The following is a 17,371-nucleotide window of genomic DNA, read 5'->3' as shown; positions in this document are numbered from 1 at the left end:
AGGCGACTTCTCAGTCGCCTTAAAAATATAATTTATTGCTTAAGCGCCTCTTTTTGCGCTTCAAATATTTTCTCTAACCCCCCCTTTGCAAGGGCGAGTAAAGCAAGTAATTCTTCATGGCTAAATGGTGCGCCTTCTGCCGTACCTTGAACTTCAATCATACGACCATCATCAATCATCACCACATTCATATCTGTTTCTGCGGCAGAATCTTCAACATATTCGAGATCGCATAATGGTTCACCATCAACAATTCCCACAGATACAGCGGCGACCATTGATTTAAGAGGGCTCTTTTTCAGTTTACCTTCTTCAACCATTTTATTTAAAGCATCAACTAATGCGACGCAAGCACCAGAGATAGAGGCCGTACGTGTACCTCCATCAGCTTGAATAACATCACAATCAACAGTGATAGTGAATTCACCTAATGCTTTTAAATCAACAGCAGCACGTAATGAGCGTGCAATTAAGCGTTGAATTTCCATAGTACGGCCGGTTTGTTTACCACGAGCCGCTTCACGTGCATTACGACTATTTGTTGCGCGAGGAAGCATACCGTATTCTGCGGTTACCCAACCTTGCCCTTGCCCTTTAAGAAAACGTGGTACACCCTCTTCTACAGTGGCGTTACACAAGACTTTAGTATCACCAAATTCGACTAATACAGAACCCTCAGCGTGTTTTGTATAATGGCGAGTGATGGTAATAGGACGTACTTGGTCTGCTTGTCTGTCTGCTGGACGCATGGTGTTATCTCCGCTTTCTCTGACATATTGGGGGCGCATTATACGACCTAAAATGGCTTATGCCTATCCTGTATCGATGCCTAGGGTTATAATCGTATCATCTTTTACACTATTGAGACCTTATTATGATCCGTAGCATGACCGCTTTTGCTCGCCGAGACATCAAAAAAGACTGGGGTAGCGCTGCATGGGAACTACGTTCCGTCAACCAACGCTACCTTGAAACTTATATTCGTTTACCTGAGCAATTACGTAGTTTAGAACCTGTTATTCGTGAACGTCTACGTAATCGCTTAACGCGCGGTAAAATTGAATGTAACTTACGTTTTGATCTTAATGCTCGCTTTCAAGGCGAACTTAATCTTGATGAAAATTTAGCAAAACAACTGATTGTTTCTGCCAACTGGGTAAAAAGCCACAGCCATGAAGGGACTATCAGCCCATTTGATATTTTACGTTGGCCGGGTGTTATTTCCGCACAAGAGCAAGATTTAGATGCCATTGGTACTGAGCTTTTAGCTGAATTAGATTTAGCGATCGACGCCTTCATCGCAAGCCGTGAAGCAGAAGGGCAATCACTGAAAGTACTTATCGAACAGCGTTTAGATGCTGTTTGCGAAGAAGTTGTTAAGGTGAGAGCACAGATGCCAGAAGTTTTACAATGGCAACGTGAACGCTTAACAAGCAAATTAGAAGAAGCTCAAGTTCAAATTGATAATAATCGTTTAGAGCAAGAGTTAGTGATGTTAGCGCAACGTTTAGATGTTGCTGAAGAGCTTGATAGATTAGAAGCTCACGTTAAAGAAACACGAAAAATTCTTGTAAAAAAAGAAGCCGTAGGTCGCCGTCTTGATTTTATGATGCAAGAATTTAACCGTGAATCCAATACATTAGCATCGAAATCAATTAATACTGAAGTCACTAATTCAGCCATTGAATTAAAAGTTTTAATTGAACAAATGCGTGAGCAAATTCAAAATATTGAGTAAGATTTCTTAGCGGTTTACAGCCTATCATTAAGCCAGTAGATACCTTGTATTTGCTGGCTTTTTTATAATAAGTTTCTAATTTTTATTGGCTTCATTTTTATAAATTATACATTAAATCACTCACCCAACGCCTTTCTAATAAATCCTTTGTTTTGATTAAGCATCTGTGTGGCCTGCTGTGCATCTACATTTGCTAAGATCATAAGAATTGCCGTTTTACACTGACGATGACATTGTGATAACGCTTCTTCAGCGATAGCTCTTTCACACTCGGTTGCTTGCATTACAATGCGAATTTGGCGTTCAACCAATTTGGCATTAGTCGCTTCAACATCCACCATTAAATTACCAAAAACTTTGCCGATTTTTATCATCGCACCTGTTGTTATCATATTTAAGATAAGTTTTTGTGCTGTGCCGGCTTTCATACGTGATGAACCTGTTACCACTTCAGCACCCACAATCGGTGTAATGGCAATATCAGCAAGTTTGGCAATCGGGCTTTCTGGATTGCAACTTATCGCCCCTGTTGTTGCACCTAATGATTTTGCATACTGCAGAGCGCTTATCACATACGGTGTTCTACCACTTGCAGTAATACCCACTAAAATATCTTGCTCATTAAAATTAAGTTGGCGTAAATCTTGTTCGCCTAATTGAGTATTATCTTCTGCATTCTCGACCGCTTGTAAAATAGCCTTGTGTCCACCAGCAATTAATCCAATCACCATTTCATGAGGTGTACCATAAGTTGGAGGGCATTCACTGGCATCTAAAATCCCTAATCGCCCCGATGTACCAGCGCCACAATAAATAAGACGACCACCTTGAGAAAAAGCAATCGCAACTTTATCAACTAATTGAGTAATTTCAGGTAACGTTTTTTCGACTGCTAATGGCACTTTTTTATCTTCATTATTAATGACTTTTAGCATATCGAAGGTTGAAAGCGTGTCTATATTTTCACTGTTATGATTTCTACTTTCTGTGACAAGATTGCTAAGGTCAATCGCCATTATCGCACTCCCAATATTATTATTTGTTTGATTAAGTCGAAGAAATAAACTGCTTTTATACCATTATTATTGGTAAGATTTTCAAAATCATTACAAACGGTACCTTACATGACATTTATTAAATATATTTCGACCTTTATCAGCCTAATTACACTTTTTTTCTCGTTTTCTTTACATGCTAATTTTGAAGAGCAAGACAAAAGAAAATTTGAAGATACTCGCAAAGAAGCACTAAATCACAATGCACCAGCTCAATATCAATTAGCTGAAATGTATTTAATGGGAACCGGTGTCGAAAAAAATATTCTTAATGCTCAATTATGGGCAAATGAGGCAATAAAAAACGACTATGCCGATGCCTATGCATTACTTGCTGATCTCTATTTATTTAATGCGGATCCTTACTTTAAAAATTATTATGTTGAAGCGAGAAAATTAGCAACAATCGCAGCAAATAAAGGAAGCATAAGAGGAAAAATAAGTTTAGCAACGGCTCTTATGGCACCTTTATCTGGTGAAACAGATTACAAAAAAGCAATTATATTATTAGAAGAAGCCGCAGCAACTCATCAACCAGAGCTTGTTTACGCTCCGATTTGGCTAGGTGTTCTTTATAGCGGAGTGGGTAATGTACCTGTAGATACTGAAAAAGCGAATATGTGGTTTGCAAAAGCTAATGAAATGACTTTTGAAGGATTTGCTCAAGCAATGGCTTCTTTTATGTTCTCTGGTCAATATTATATTATCGAGCCAAACAAGCAAAAAGCAGATGAATTAATGCAACAAGCTTGTGAAGAAGCAAAAAAAGTTGGCAATGAGTTTTATTGCCAACAAGCGTTTAATTAACCCAAAATCGAATAAATAACCCTAACTCAGAAAAGAGATGATAAATATCGCCATCTCTTTTATACCCTGTCTGTCCTACCTAACGTTCTTTTATAGCGCCATACGGTATTCAATCACACCCGGTTTTTCTGCTACCCAATTATATAAGCGCTGACCACGTAAATTGGTTTCCTGTGTATGCCAATATAAACGAGCACAATTACGCTGTTTTGCTTGTTGATTAACAAACTCAATAAGTTGCTTACCTACATGGCGACCACGTGTATCTGGTGAAACAAATAAATCTTCTAAATAACAAAAATCACTTTCAGCCCATGTTGAACGATGAAAAAGGTAATGTACAAAGCCTAATACTTTTTCACCTTCCATCACTACAGCACAATAAACAGGTTCTTTTTCATCAAAAAAACGTGCCCATGTTTTTAATGTTGTCTCTTCTGATAACTCAACTTTATAAAATGCTTGATAACTTAACCAATGTGGCAACCATTGAACATAATGCTCTTGTTCAACAAACTGAATTGAAACAGTTATTGGTGTTGTGCTCATCTCTTCACTTCCTTCTACTTTCATAAATGCTATAAAAAGGTATCACCTGCCTTTAATCGTGGTCATGGTACGTTTAATTTTGGTTCTCAATAAGGTACACTTTTTGTGTTTTTATAGGGTCCACTTTATGAAACAGAAAAAAACAGCTTATTTCCCTAACCTTGTTTTAGAAGAAGGACCTATTGGTTCTCAGATTTATCACGCGATTAGAAAAGCGATTTTAGATGGACGCTTAACATCAGGTAGTCGTCTACCATCAAGCCGTACCTTAGCTGAAATGATGTCAATTTCCCGCAATTCTGTTATTGCAGGATTTGAACGTTTAATTGATGAAGGCTATTTATTTACTCGACGCGGTGCAGGTACTTTTGTTGCAAGCACAATCCCTGATGCCATTATTTCAGATAAGTGGATCAAAACAACCCACTCTATTTCATCACCATCAATCGAAAGTCCATTAGAAACGCTAAATCCCAATATGCAAAAAGCACAAGCGTTTTGGCAACAATCACAACCCAATATCAATAATAATCCGATTTTTCATGTCGGTGTTGGATGTGTTGATCTGTTTCCACATGAGCTTTGGGGAAGATTATTAGGGCGAGTTTGGCGACAATCGAAAAAAGCACTCGCAACATTTAATTCGCCAACAGGTTACACGCCTTTAAAAGAGATGATATGCCAATATATGCAATCAACTCGTGGGCTTTTTTGCCAACCTGAGCAAATCATTATTGTGAATGGAACACAACAAGCGATTAATCTCACCACCAGAGTATTATTAAAAGAAGGTGATGCAGTTTGGTTAGATGATCCTGGTTATGACAGTGCTCGGGGGATCTTCACATCTTATGGTATTCAATCATACCCAATAAATTCAGATATTGACGGAATGGATATTTCTCAAGGAATAGAAAAGTGTCCTGAAGCAAAACTTGTTTTTACGACACCTTCACATCAATTCCCTTTGGGTAATACGCTCTCACTTTCACGTCGTATTGCGTTATTAGAGTGGGCATCATCTAATAATCTGTGGATCTTTGAAGATGACTACAATAGTGAGTTTCGCTATCACTCTAAACCCATTCAATCTCTCCAAGGATTAGATAAATACCAGCGCGTTATTTATGCCGGTACATTCTCAAAAATGATGTATCCCGGATTTCGTTTAGGCTTTTTAGTGGTCCCTTTACCTTTAGTTGATACTTTTAAAGCTGCTAAATACTATACCGATTCACATTCTGGCTTTTTAGAGCAAGCCACATTGGCGCTATTTATTTCTCAAGGGCATTATGCACGCCATGTTAGGCGAATACGAAAAGCCTGTTATGAACGTTATCAAGTGTTAACTAATGCCATAAAAACACATCTATCTCATGTTTTCTGTGTTGAACCGACAGATTCAGGTATCCATATTGTCTGCTGGTTACAGGTTGGCTATACAGAAGAATATATTGTGAAAAAATCACGAGAGATTGGCTTAGCGATACAGCCTTTATCACGTTACTGTATTCAAACCTATCCAAGACAAGGCGTATTATTAGGGTACGCAGCTCATGATCCTATTGAAATTGAAAAGAGTATTATTTTGCTTGCTCAAATATTATCTGAATAAATAACATTTATTCTTATTTGTTATTTTCAATATAAACGTCGAGCAAGTTTTGCATTTACCCTATTTTATTTTTTGGTGTGCAATAATAAACCCAAGCAGGAGGAACATTCAGCATTACCAATTTTTTTTCTAAATGAAAATAACGAGATAACGTTTTTTCATATCGAGTTGTATATTGAAATAATACAAAACAACCTTGTGTTTTTAATAACTCTTTATGCACTCGTTTTAAAACTCTTAAACCTGTTTTTTTAGGAATAGATAAAAAAGGTAGCCCTGAGATAATCATATTATAATGACTATTTAACTTCTCTGCTGATGCAGTATAAACCCTTAATCGTTTATCATTAATCTTATCTAACTCTGTCGCAAAACTGGGTTCTATTTCAAAAACATCTAATGATGAATTCAACGACATTCTTTTTAAGATCTGTTGAGTAATAACCCCTGTGCCAGCACCTAACTCAGCAACTTGAAGATCCTGTTGCCAATTGAGTTTATCTAACATTTCATAGCATAACCAACGAGATGAAGGCGCGATAGTACCCATCGTAGTTGGTGAGATCACAAACCGTTTTACATATGAGTAGTATGTAGATAATGGAATGAATGTGGATATATCCATCTTCGCCTCCTAGTGCCTTTTAATTAAGGTAAAATAAAAACTAGATTAAATGAAGAACATTCATCATTATTTTTATTTATGAAAATACATCATCTATTAAATAATGACTTTCAGTATAAAGCTTGGAGTCATCTCTAAGTAAATACGTTTTTCTTATATATTACACTATTTTACATTTTTCTATTTTTACTCTATTTTCTTAAACAAGAATATATTTTTATTTATTCTAAAAAAGAAAATAAGATATAGCAGATTATTCTTACATTTTTATGGTTACTTCATTTTCTTTTTTAACAACTCATTGATATTTGTTCGTTCTGAGGCTTTCCTTTGTTAACTCTACGAAGACTATAAGAAACACTTCTAATTCTTTGGTAAATAATCAATAAATTAACTTGCACCTATCTCTATATTTTGTCAGGTTAGTGTGAGGTCTCTCACTATTCCTACAGATAAAGACAGGGTAATTACAATGAAAAATGTTGGTTTTGTGGGCTGGCGTGGTATGGTCGGCTCCGTTTTAATGCAAAGAATGGTTGAAGAACGTGATTTTGATGGGATAAACCCTGTTTTCTTCACCACATCTCAATTAGGTGAAGCAGCACCCGCTTATGGTAATCACCGTAGCACTCTGCAAGATGCTTATGATATTGATACCTTAGCATCACTCGATATTATCATTAGTTGCCAAGGTGGTGACTACACCAATGAAATCTATCCAAAACTGCGTCAAGCAGGCTGGCAAGGTTACTGGATTGATGCAGCATCGGCACTTCGTATGAATGATGATGCCGTGATTATTCTCGATCCTGTTAATGGACAGCATATTCAAGACAGCTTAAATAAAGGTATCAAAGCCTTTGTTGGCGGTAACTGCACCGTCAGTTTAATGCTGATGTCATTAGGTGGCCTATTTGCTAACAATTTAGTGGAATGGGCAAGTGTATCCACTTATCAAGCAGCTTCTGGGGCTGGTGCTCGCCATATGAGAGAGTTACTGTCACAGATGGGCTCTTTACATAATCAAGTGGTTAAAGAGCTAGAAAACCCAGCATCAGCAATCTTAGATATTGAACGCAAAGTCACTAACTTTACGCGCAGTGGTGCGATGCCTACTGAGCAATTTGGTGTTCCTCTAGCAGGTAGCTTGATCCCTTGGATTGATAAACAATTAGAAAATGGCCAAAGCCGCGAAGAGTGGAAAGGACAAGCAGAAACTAACAAGATCCTCAATACAGGTTCAAATATCATTCCCGTGGATGGTCTTTGCGTTCGTATTGGCGCATTACGTTGCCATAGCCAAGCATTTACCTTAAAACTGAAGAAAGACTTACCTGTTGCTGAGATTGAACAGTTACTCGCAAGCCATAATGATTGGGTAAAAGTCATTCCTAATGACCGTGAATTAACTATACGTGAATTAACACCTGCCGCAGTTACAGGTACATTGAGCACACCAGTAGGCCGTATTCGTAAACTGAATATGGGCCCTGAATTTATTTCAGCCTTTACAGTCGGTGACCAACTGTTATGGGGTGCTGCAGAGCCTCTACGTCGTATGCTAAATATTCTGCGTTAATATTAATAATTTAGAATATCGGCCATTTTTAGAAAATAGAAATGGTTGATATTCTTATTCTCAATAACTATTAACTTCATTTCTTATTCCCCCTCTTCTTTTTTCTCACAAAACTATTTTTTAAATTTTCATATTTTATTTATTTTTAATTTTATGGCGCTTTATAAAATACGTTTCCTAAAATAGTTTCAAAAATAACTCTAAAGAATTCAGATGGATTATTTAGCATAATCCACCTATTTTTATTCAAAATAGAGTGTAAAAATAAATAAAGCATTTTTTAACAACTGAAAAGTAATGATGAAGAAAATCTAAATATAACTATTTCTAATATATTAGCTCTCTTCTCTTCATTAAATAGAAATCGCGGTAACTACTTATTATTTAAAAATAAATTTACTTTGCATTGTCATTTATTTATGGTGATTTTTATTACTTTTATAAAAAGATGCATTATAAATATGACAACACAAACACAACCCAATAAAAAAGGTTTTTTAAACCGAGTAGAACGTATTGGTAATATCATGCCTGATGTTACGATGCTGTTCGTTTACGCCCTAGTGATCTGCTGGGTATTTTCATTTTTCCTCTCTTTTGTACATTTTGATTATTTCCATCCAGTGACTAAAGAGAAAATTGCCGTTATTAATATGTTTCAATATGAAGAAATCATATTATTTGTGACAAGTGCAGTGAAAAATTTCATTAGCTTTCCTCCACTCGGAATAACGATTGTTGCAACATTAGGGATTGGTATTGCAGAAAGCAGTGGTTTTATTAAAACAGCTTTAAAGAAGATGCTTTCGTTTATTTCCCCTAAAATGCTAACACCAACGGTTGTATTTGTTGGTATTGTTGCGCACTTAGCGTCTGACTCAGCTTACGTTATTCTTATGCCTGTCTCCGCGATGATGTTCTATGCCAGTGGTCGTCATCCTTTAGCCGGTATCGCAGCCTCATTTGCAGGTTTGGCAGGTGGATTTACAGCAAGTTATACACCGTCAATCATTGACCCAATAATGCAAAGCTTTACTCAAGAAGCGGCGCAAATTATGGCTCCGGGATATAGCGTTAACGTTTTATGTAACTACTTTTTTAGTGTAGGCGGTACATTTGGTGTTATTTTAACTTGTTGGTATATCACTGAAAAAATTGTAGAGCCTTGGTTAAACAAAAACTGCCCTGTCTCTTCGGGGATTGATACCAAGGATGCGGAGTTGGGTGAAATCACACCAATAGAAAAACGCGCGTTCCGCTTTGCTGGTTGGGCCGTTGTGTTGATGGGAATTGGTTTATTTGCTCTGTTATTACCAGAAACTTCGCCATTACGTTCGCCAGAAGGTAGCTTAACCAGCCCTAAAGCACCAATTATGCAAATTGTGGTGCCTTTACTATTTATTTTCTTCTCTGTACCCGGCTTAATCTATGGCTATATGACCAAGTCTTTTGCTTCCACAAAAGATATCGTCAAAGCGATGGAAAATATCACTAAATCGCTGATCCCATTTATCGTTTTTGCCTTTTTTGCGGCTCAGTTCCTTTACTCTTTCCAACACTCGAATTTAGGAACTTTATTAGCGTTATCGGGTGCAGAGTTGCTGCGTACGCTTAATATGCCTTCAGGTATGACGGTATTAGGTGTGATTTTGCTGACTGCTATTTTAAATATCATGATCACCTCAGCAACATCAAAATGGGCTGTTATTGCACCGGTATTAGTGCCAATGTTAATGGCTGTCGGAATTTCACCTGAATTAACGCAAGCCGCGTTCCGTGTCAGTGATTCCGCAATGAATGTGAGTACACCGATGTTCCCATTCTACCCACTAATTTTGATGTATTGCCAAAAATACTATAAAGGGGCAGGTATCGGTACACTATGCTCAATGATGATCCCTTTTACTATTGGCTTGCTTATTGTATTAACGACGACACTGTTTGTCTTCTGGGGACTCGATATTCCTCTTGGCTTTGACAGTGGATATACATGGCAACCGGCATCATAACTCGCGCTTATAAAAACAACTGTATTAGGAACAACATTATAATGAACACCCTAGGTCAAAAGTTAGAACAGCGTTTCTTCCGTTATCTGGCTATTGAAAGCCAAAGTGATGCATCTGCTTCTGTGGTACCCAGCACACAAGGGCAACTTGAGTTAGCAAAGTTACTGGCTAAAGAGCTAGAAACTTATGGACTAAAAGATATCTATATCGATTCTCATGCCATTTTATATGCAATGAGACCGGGTACTAAACCCAATGCCCCTAAAGTTGGGTTTGTTGCCCATCTTGATACTGTTGATGTGGGTATTTCGCCTGATATTTACCCTCAAACACTGCGTTATGAAGGGAAAGATCTCTGCTTAAATAAAGAGAAGGATGTCTGGTTTAAAGCCCAAGAACACCCTGAAGCAGAACCTTATATTGGTGAAGATATTATCTTTAGTGATGGTACAAGCGTATTAGGTGCTGATAACAAAGCAGCGATCACTGTGGTTATGGAGTTAATGGATAAACTTCAACATGCTGATTTTGATTATGGCGATATCTATGTTGCGTTTGTACCTGATGAAGAGATTGGATTACGCGGTTCTAAACTGATGGATTTATCTCGCTTCAACGTTGATTTTGCTTACACCATAGATTGCTGCGCATTAGGTGAAGTAGTGTATGAAACCTTTAATGCGGCATCAATTAAAGTGTCTGTGAAAGGTATTACTGCGCACCCAATGTCAGCGAAAAACGTATTATTAAACCCAATTCGTGTTGCTCATGATTTTATTGGCTGTTTTGACCGCTTTGATACACCAGAGCACACCGAACATCGCGAAGGTTATTTCTACGTCACTGATTTAATCGCCAACCCTGATAATGCGGTGATTAAAATGGCTATTCGTGATTTCGATAAAAAAAGCTATGAAGCACGTAAACAATATATTGCCCAATCTGTTGAACTAATACGTGCTCGTCATCCTCGCGCACAGATAGACTATGAAATTGTTGATGTATATAGCAATATTAGTGATTCGATTGGGGAAGATCGCACTGCTATCGAACTTATTTTTGAGGCGCTAAAACAGTTAGAGATCCAGCCTAACGTGATCCCAATGCGAGGCGGTACAGATGGCTCAGCACTTTCTGCAAGAGGATTACTCACACCAAACTATTTTACTGGTGCACTGAATTTCCACTCTCGTTTTGAGTTTTTACCTGTTAGCTCATTTGAAAAGAGCTATTTAGTAACAGAAATGCTGTGTCGTTTGGCTGGGCAACGCGGATAAGTGTTATTGTTTTAGCCAACAAAAAAGCGGAACCATTTTCATGGCTCCGCTTTTTTATCTAACTTAATCTAAACTAGATATCGATATTTGCAGCTTTCAGCGCATTCTCTTCGATAAAGGCACGACGAGGTTCAACCGCATCACCCATTAAGGTGGTAAATAATTCATCGGTTGCAATCGCATCTTTCACGGTAACTTGCATCATACGGCGTGTATCTGGATTCATGGTGGTTTCCCATAATTGCTCTGGGTTCATTTCACCAAGACCTTTATAACGCTGTACAGCAAGGCCACGACGTGATTCTTTTGTTAACCATTCAAGTGCTTCTTCAAAGCTTGAAATTGGCTGACGACGCTCTCCACGCTCAATAAACGCACCCTCTTCAATTAGGTTACCGATAATATCACCTAAATGAGTAATACGTTGATATTCGCTACTGTGGATAAAGTCATAATCCAGTTTGTAGTCTGTATCCACACCATAAGTACGAATACGTAACACAGGCTCAAACAGACGATTTTCATCGTTTTGAACGATAGTGTAGCTATAAGTACTGCCTTGCTCTTCCGCTTCATTTAGACGGTTAACTAAGCCACTCATCCACTCTTCAACTTTAGCTTTATCGGATAACGCATCTTCTGTTAGCGTTGAGTGATATACCAAGCTGTTTAACATGCTAAGTGGATAGATACGCTCCATACGACGAATAATCTTGTGCGCTGCATGGTAATCAACAACCAGTTTTTCAAGTTGCTCACCGTGCATTGCTGGTGCGTGTTCACTCACATAAAGTGCTGCTCCATCAAGCGCGATCGACATCAGATATTCGTCCATTGCGTCGTCATCTTTGATGTATTGCTCTTGTTTACCTTTCTTCACTTTGTAAAGTGGTGGCTGAGCAATAAAGATATGACCACGTTCGATAATTTCTGGCATTTGACGATAGAAGAATGTCAGTAGCAGAGTACGAATGTGAGAACCATCGACGTCCGCATCCGTCATGATGATAATGCTGTGATAACGCAGTTTATCTGGGTTATATTCATCACGACCGATACCACAACCTAATGCTGTAATTAACGTTGCCACTTCTTGAGAAGCCAACATTTTATCAAAGCGCGCTTTCTCAACGTTTAGGATTTTACCTTTTAACGGAAGAATAGCCTGTGTCTTACGGTTCCGCCCTTGTTTTGCAGAGCCCCCCGCAGAGTCCCCTTCCACTAAATACAGTTCAGAGAAAGCAGGATCACGTTCAGAACAGTCCGCTAATTTACCCGGTAAACCACCTAAATCTAATGCGCCTTTACGACGTGTCATCTCACGTGCTTTACGCGCTGCTTCACGAGCACGAGCGGCGTCAATGATTTTACCAACAACAATTTTCGCGTCGTTTGGATTTTCTAACAGATATTCCACCAGCTTCTCATTCATCAGCGTTTCTACCGCTGTTTTCACTTCTGAAGAAACCAGTTTATCTTTTGTTTGTGATGAGAATTTAGGATCGGGTACTTTAACAGAAACAACCGCAATCAAGCCTTCACGAGCATCATCACCCGTTGCACTGATTTTCGATTTCTTATTATACCCTTCTTTATCCATATAGTTGTTTAATGTACGCGTCATTGCAGTACGGAAACCAACTAAGTGTGTACCACCATCACGTTGTGGAATATTGTTGGTAAAGCAATAAACATTTTCTTGGAAACCATCATTCCACAGCATTCCCACTTCAACACCAATACCATCTTTTTCAGTAGAGAAATAGAATACATTTTGGTGAATTGGCGTTTTATTACGGCTTAAGTATTCAACGAATGCTTTAATACCGCCTTCATAGTGGAAATGATCTTCACGGTTATCACGTTTATCAATTAAACGGATAGAAACGCCTGAGTTCAAGAATGACAACTCGCGAAGACGTTTTGCTAAAATGTCATACTGGAATTCTGTTTCACCTTTAAAGGTTTCAAGACTTGGCCAGAAGCGAACAAATGTCCCTGATTTTTCAGTATCGCCCATCACTTTTAAGCGATCATCAGGCACACCGTGACGATAAATTTGCTGATGGATTTTTCCATCACGATGGATTGTCAGTTCGAGTTTTTCAGACAACGCATTAACAACAGAAACCCCTACACCATGAAGTCCACCAGAGACTTTATAGGAGTTATCATCGAATTTACCCCCTGCATGCAGAACGGTCATAATAACCTCTGCCGCTGAGACCCCCTCTTCTGGGTGAATGCCGGTTGGAATTCCACGACCATCATCTCGAACAGAGACGGAGTTATCTGAATGGATAGTGACAATTATCTCATCACAGAAACCCGCGAGGGCTTCGTCGATTGCGTTGTCGACCACCTCGAAGACCATGTGATGCAGACCGGTTCCATCATCTGTATCCCCGATATACATCCCCGGGCGCTTACGCACCGCATCCAGCCCTTTTAATACTTTGATACTTGAGGAGTCATATGTATTCGACATCAACGTTTCTCGCTTTATTCCTATGGTTTAACCTCTATTTTGCCACGTTCTACGCTAAATAGCCTGCTATTTACATCTAGCATATCTTTCACTTGCCCTTGTGTTATCGCACTAACAAACACTTGAGCTTGCGTAGACTTTAGACGCTCGGCTAACAACTGACGCCGACTTGCATCTAATTCGGAAGCAAAATCATCGAGCAGATACAGGCATCTTTGCCCATTCTTACGAGTGAAATATTCACCTTGTGCCAGCCTCAAAGCACACATCAACAACTTGAGCTGGCCTCGTGATAACATATCTTCTACTGGCGTGCCGTTTGCTCTAATACGTAAATCTGCTTTATGAGCACCAAGTGAGGTATACGCTAGCATTTTATCACGTTCAAATTGACGTGCTAGCAACTCACCATAATCTGTTTCTTTATCCCATCCCCGTTGAAAACTCACTTTCAACGAAAACTCAGGCAAAAACAGACGACACGTTTCTTCAATATCTTTAGTGATATCTTCGGTATATTGAGCTCGCCATTCACTTATCTGTTCTGTTAATGAGATAAGTTCTTTATCCCAAGGTATCAGTTGTCGATAAGACGTTGCTTGCCTCAGTGCTGCATTACGTTGTTTTAATACACGTTTTAAATCTGACCATGCAACAAAAAATCGAGGTTCATTATGAAAACAACCCCAATCAATAAAAGCGCGACGATATTTAGGCCCACCATTCAGTAGTGTAAAGCCTTCAGGTGTTATTAATTGCATGGGTAACAATTTTGCTAACTCTGCAATTTTATGACCATCGCTGCCATCAATACGAACTGTACTATTGCCTTCGCGATCTTTACTTAATCCAATCGCATAGCCACGGCTCTCTTCATTCAGTCCACTTAAGCGGCCATGAAGAATAAATTCATTTTCATCATGCTGGATCACGCGATTAGCTTGAGAGCTACGAAATGCGCGTCCATGACCTAGAGTGTAAATCGCTTCAAGTATACTTGTTTTACCACTCCCGTTAGGCCCAACAAGAAAATTAAAGCCATCCGCTAATGGCAGATCCGCCTGTTCAATATTTCTAAAATGACGGATCAATAAACGGGATAAAATCATGTTAGTGACTATTATAAACGCATTGGCATAACAACATAAGCAGCCGCAGAACTTGCCACATTCTCCACCTGAACACTTGAAACAGCATCTGTTAGCAATAGCTTAACTTCTTCACATTTCAATGTATTAAGTACATCAAGGAGATAACTGACATTAAAGCCAATTTCCATTTCTTCACCTTGATATTGAACATCAACAATTTCTTCTGCTTCTTCTTGCTCAGGATTATTTGCTGTAATTTTCAATTGACCATTGGTGAGGTTTATACGCACACCTCGGAATTTTTCATTGGATAAAATTGCAGCACGAGAAAATGCCTGTTTAAGAATATCACAACCCGTAGTCACTGTTTTCGTTGGGTTTTTCGGTAATACACGACGATAGTCAGGGAAACGACCATCAACCAACTTCGAGGTGAAAATAAAATCACCTACATGGGCACGTATATTGTTACTACCGATTTGCAGTTGCAGTGAACTTTCACCACCGCCATCAAGTAAACGCATCAATTCAATGACACCTTTACGAGGAACAATAACAGAATGTCCCGGTAAAGATTGTCCAATATCCATTGAACATACCGCTAAACGGTGTCCATCTGTTGCAACTGTGCGTAACTCTGTATTTTCAGTTTCAAACAACATACCATTGAGGTAATAACGCACATCTTGATGTGCCATTGAAAACTGAGTGGACTCAATCAAACGTTTTAATGTTGCTTGAGGCAAAGTAAATTCAACTTCACTTTGCCAGTCATCTAAATTAGGAAAATCAGACGCAGGTAATGTTGATAAAGAAAAACGGCTACGACCTGAACGCACTAAAAGGCGATCACCGTCGAGCTCAACACTGATTTCAGCACCTTCTGGTAGCCCACGCCAAATATCAAAAAACTTACGCGCAGGAACAGTTGTGGCGCCAATTTCATGAGATTGGCTAAGATTAACTCTTGCCACCATTTCCATTTCAAGGTCGGTCCCCGTTAGCGATAAGGTGTTTTCCGTTACCTTAAGCAATAGGTTACCTAAAATAGGTAATGTTGGACGACCACCTAAAGGGCCACTTACTTGTTGTAGCGGCTTAAGAAGCTGTTCACGTTCAATGATAAATTTCATAGCGCTAGGATGATAATGTTCTGATTAAGTTGGAAAAATCTTCTTTGATGTCATGACTCTCTTCACGCAATTGCTCTATTTTTCGGCACGCATGAAGTACAGTTGTATGATCACGACCCCCAAAGGCATCCCCGATTTCAGGCAAGCTGTGGTTTGTTAATTCCTTCGCCAGCGCCATTGCCATTTGCCTCGGACGGGCAACCGATCGAGATCTCCGCTTTGACAGTAAATCAGCGACTTTAATTTTATAATATTCAGCAACCGTTTTTTGAATATTATCAATTGTGACTAATTTTTCCTGCAAGGCGAGCAGATCACGCAATGCTTCACGTACGAAGTCGATAGTAATCGCACGACCTGTAAAGTTTGCGTTAGCAATCACTCGGTTTAATGCACCTTCAAGCTCACGGACGTTAGAACGAAGTCTTTTGGCAATAAAAAAGGCCACTTCGTCAGGTAACTGAATTTGGTTTTCATCCGCTTTTTTCATCAAAATCGCCACTCGGGTTTCAAGTTCAGGCGGCTCAATGGCAACCGTTAATCCCCAACCAAAGCGTGATTTTAATCTATCTTCAACACCATTTATCTCTTTAGGATAACGGTCTGACGTTAAAATGATTTGCTGATTACCCTCTAACAATGCGTTAAAGGTATGAAAAAATTCTTCTTGTGAACGCTCTTTATTGGCAAAAAATTGAATATCATCAATTAATAGCGCATCCACTGAACGGTAATAGCGTTTAAAGTCTTCTATCGCATTATTTTGTAACGCTTTTACCATATCTTGTACGAAACGTTCAGAATGCATATAAACGACTTTTGCATTCGCTTTACGTTCCATAATGCTGTTACCTACCGCATGTAATAAGTGCGTTTTACCAAGCCCTGTTCCACCATATAAAAAGAGTGGGTTATAAGCACCACCAGGGTTATCAGCAACTTGTCTTGCTGCAGCTCTTGCTAACTGGTTTGATTTACCTTCAACGAAGTTATCAAATTTATGTTTAGGGTTAACGTTAGAACGATAATTAAGCTCAGGCAATTGAGAAGCGGGTTGATTATCCCAACTTGGCCGAATAGGCTGACTATGCGTTGGAGCCGTATTCACCGTTGGATGTACAACCGCTTTAGGAATACTTTCCGTAGTACGTGTTGATGCGGGTTTATTACCGACTTCAAAACGTAAAGAAGGGACTTCAGAGCCACAAAAATCCACTAATAATGCGTTGATATTATTAATGTATTTTTCTCTCACCCAATCTAAAACAAAACGATTAGGTGCATACAGCGCCAGCGTATTATCGCTTAGTTCTGCCTGCAAGGGACGTATCCACATACTAAATTCAGTGGCAGGTAACTCATCCTGCAATCGGGCAAGACAATGCTGCCAAAGCGAAAGTGACAC

The 17,371-nt window shown here is 38.9% G+C and carries 14 protein-coding genes; 6 read left to right on the top strand and 8 right to left on the bottom strand.

Going from position 1 to position 17,371, the window contains the following annotated elements:
* Positions 1-32 precede the first annotated feature (32 nt).
* Positions 33-749, bottom strand: coding sequence for a ribonuclease PH (rph, locus tag GTH25_RS00070; protein ID WP_069366895.1), 717 nt, complete (start codon positions 747-749; stop codon positions 33-35).
* 125 nt (positions 750-874) lie between these two features.
* Between rph and GTH25_RS00065 the strand changes: the two genes are divergently transcribed.
* Positions 875-1,738 carry a YicC/YloC family endoribonuclease gene (locus GTH25_RS00065; RefSeq protein WP_075673259.1) on the top strand — a complete coding sequence of 288 codons (864 nt, stop codon included), beginning with the start codon at positions 875-877 and terminating at the stop codon, positions 1,736-1,738.
* Positions 1,739-1,854: 116 nt separating this feature from the next.
* Here the strand turns inward: GTH25_RS00065 and murQ are convergent, their stop codons facing one another.
* Complete coding sequence (murQ, locus tag GTH25_RS00060; RefSeq protein WP_164530228.1) at positions 1,855-2,754, bottom strand: N-acetylmuramic acid 6-phosphate etherase; 900 nt, start codon at positions 2,752-2,754, stop codon at positions 1,855-1,857.
* Positions 2,755-2,862: 108 nt separating this feature from the next.
* Here murQ and GTH25_RS00055 point away from each other — a divergent pair, with 108 nt between their 5' ends.
* Positions 2,863-3,600: a tetratricopeptide repeat protein gene (locus tag GTH25_RS00055; RefSeq protein ID WP_075673261.1), complete on the top strand. Its 738-nt coding sequence runs from the start codon at positions 2,863-2,865 to the stop codon at positions 3,598-3,600.
* A 90-nt stretch (positions 3,601-3,690) separates the two neighbouring features.
* Here the strand turns inward: GTH25_RS00055 and GTH25_RS00050 are convergent, their stop codons facing one another.
* Complete coding sequence (locus GTH25_RS00050) at positions 3,691-4,149, bottom strand: GNAT family N-acetyltransferase (protein WP_164530227.1); 459 nt, start codon at positions 4,147-4,149, stop codon at positions 3,691-3,693.
* Between the two features lie 127 nt (positions 4,150-4,276).
* Between GTH25_RS00050 and pdxR the strand changes: the two genes are divergently transcribed.
* Positions 4,277-5,764 (top strand): MocR-like pyridoxine biosynthesis transcription factor PdxR, encoded by a 1,488-nt coding sequence (pdxR, locus tag GTH25_RS00045; RefSeq protein ID WP_164530226.1) that lies wholly within the window; start codon positions 4,277-4,279, stop codon positions 5,762-5,764.
* Positions 5,765-5,819: 55 nt separating this feature from the next.
* On the opposite strand, the gene GTH25_RS00040 is transcribed toward pdxR, so the two are convergent.
* A complete protein-coding gene (locus GTH25_RS00040; RefSeq protein WP_075673264.1) occupies positions 5,820-6,389 on the bottom strand; it encodes a class I SAM-dependent methyltransferase in 570 nt (189 codons plus the stop codon).
* 472 nt (positions 6,390-6,861) lie between these two features.
* Between GTH25_RS00040 and asd the strand changes: the two genes are divergently transcribed.
* The 3 genes from asd to pepT all read left to right on the top strand — a co-directional run bounded on the left by asd (position 6,862) and on the right by pepT (position 11,254).
* Positions 6,862-7,968, top strand: coding sequence for an aspartate-semialdehyde dehydrogenase (gene asd / locus GTH25_RS00035; RefSeq protein ID WP_088494138.1), 1,107 nt, complete (start codon positions 6,862-6,864; stop codon positions 7,966-7,968).
* Positions 7,969-8,429: 461 nt separating this feature from the next.
* Entirely contained in the window at positions 8,430-9,977 is a 1,548-nt protein-coding gene (locus tag GTH25_RS00030; protein ID WP_075673266.1) for an AbgT family transporter, read from the top strand.
* Between the two features lie 41 nt (positions 9,978-10,018).
* On the top strand, positions 10,019-11,254 hold the full coding sequence (gene pepT, locus GTH25_RS00025; protein WP_164530225.1) for a peptidase T: 1,236 nt from the start codon (positions 10,019-10,021) through the stop codon (positions 11,252-11,254).
* Positions 11,255-11,327: 73 nt separating this feature from the next.
* Here the strand turns inward: pepT and gyrB are convergent, their stop codons facing one another.
* The 4 genes from gyrB to dnaA are packed head-to-tail and all read right to left on the bottom strand — an operon-like array spanning position 11,328 to position 17,371.
* Positions 11,328-13,742 (bottom strand): DNA topoisomerase (ATP-hydrolyzing) subunit B, encoded by a 2,415-nt coding sequence (gene gyrB / locus GTH25_RS00020; RefSeq protein WP_075673268.1) that lies wholly within the window; start codon positions 13,740-13,742, stop codon positions 11,328-11,330.
* Between the two features lie 20 nt (positions 13,743-13,762).
* Positions 13,763-14,851, bottom strand: a complete 1,089-nt coding sequence (gene recF / locus GTH25_RS00015) for a DNA replication/repair protein RecF (protein WP_164530224.1) — start codon at positions 14,849-14,851, stop codon at positions 13,763-13,765.
* 11 nt (positions 14,852-14,862) lie between these two features.
* Positions 14,863-15,966 (bottom strand): DNA polymerase III subunit beta, encoded by a 1,104-nt coding sequence (gene dnaN / locus GTH25_RS00010; RefSeq protein WP_164530223.1) that lies wholly within the window; start codon positions 15,964-15,966, stop codon positions 14,863-14,865.
* Between the two features lie 4 nt (positions 15,967-15,970).
* Complete coding sequence (gene dnaA, locus GTH25_RS00005) at positions 15,971-17,371, bottom strand: chromosomal replication initiator protein DnaA (RefSeq protein ID WP_075673271.1); 1,401 nt, start codon at positions 17,369-17,371, stop codon at positions 15,971-15,973.

Origin of the sequence: Proteus terrae subsp. cibarius, from assembly GCF_011045835.1 — a bacterium.
Taxonomy (GTDB): Bacteria; Pseudomonadota; Gammaproteobacteria; order Enterobacterales; family Enterobacteriaceae; genus Proteus; species Proteus cibarius.
The sequence above is the reverse complement of the archived record's forward strand: the minus strand, read 5'-3'. Positions and strand labels throughout refer to the sequence as shown.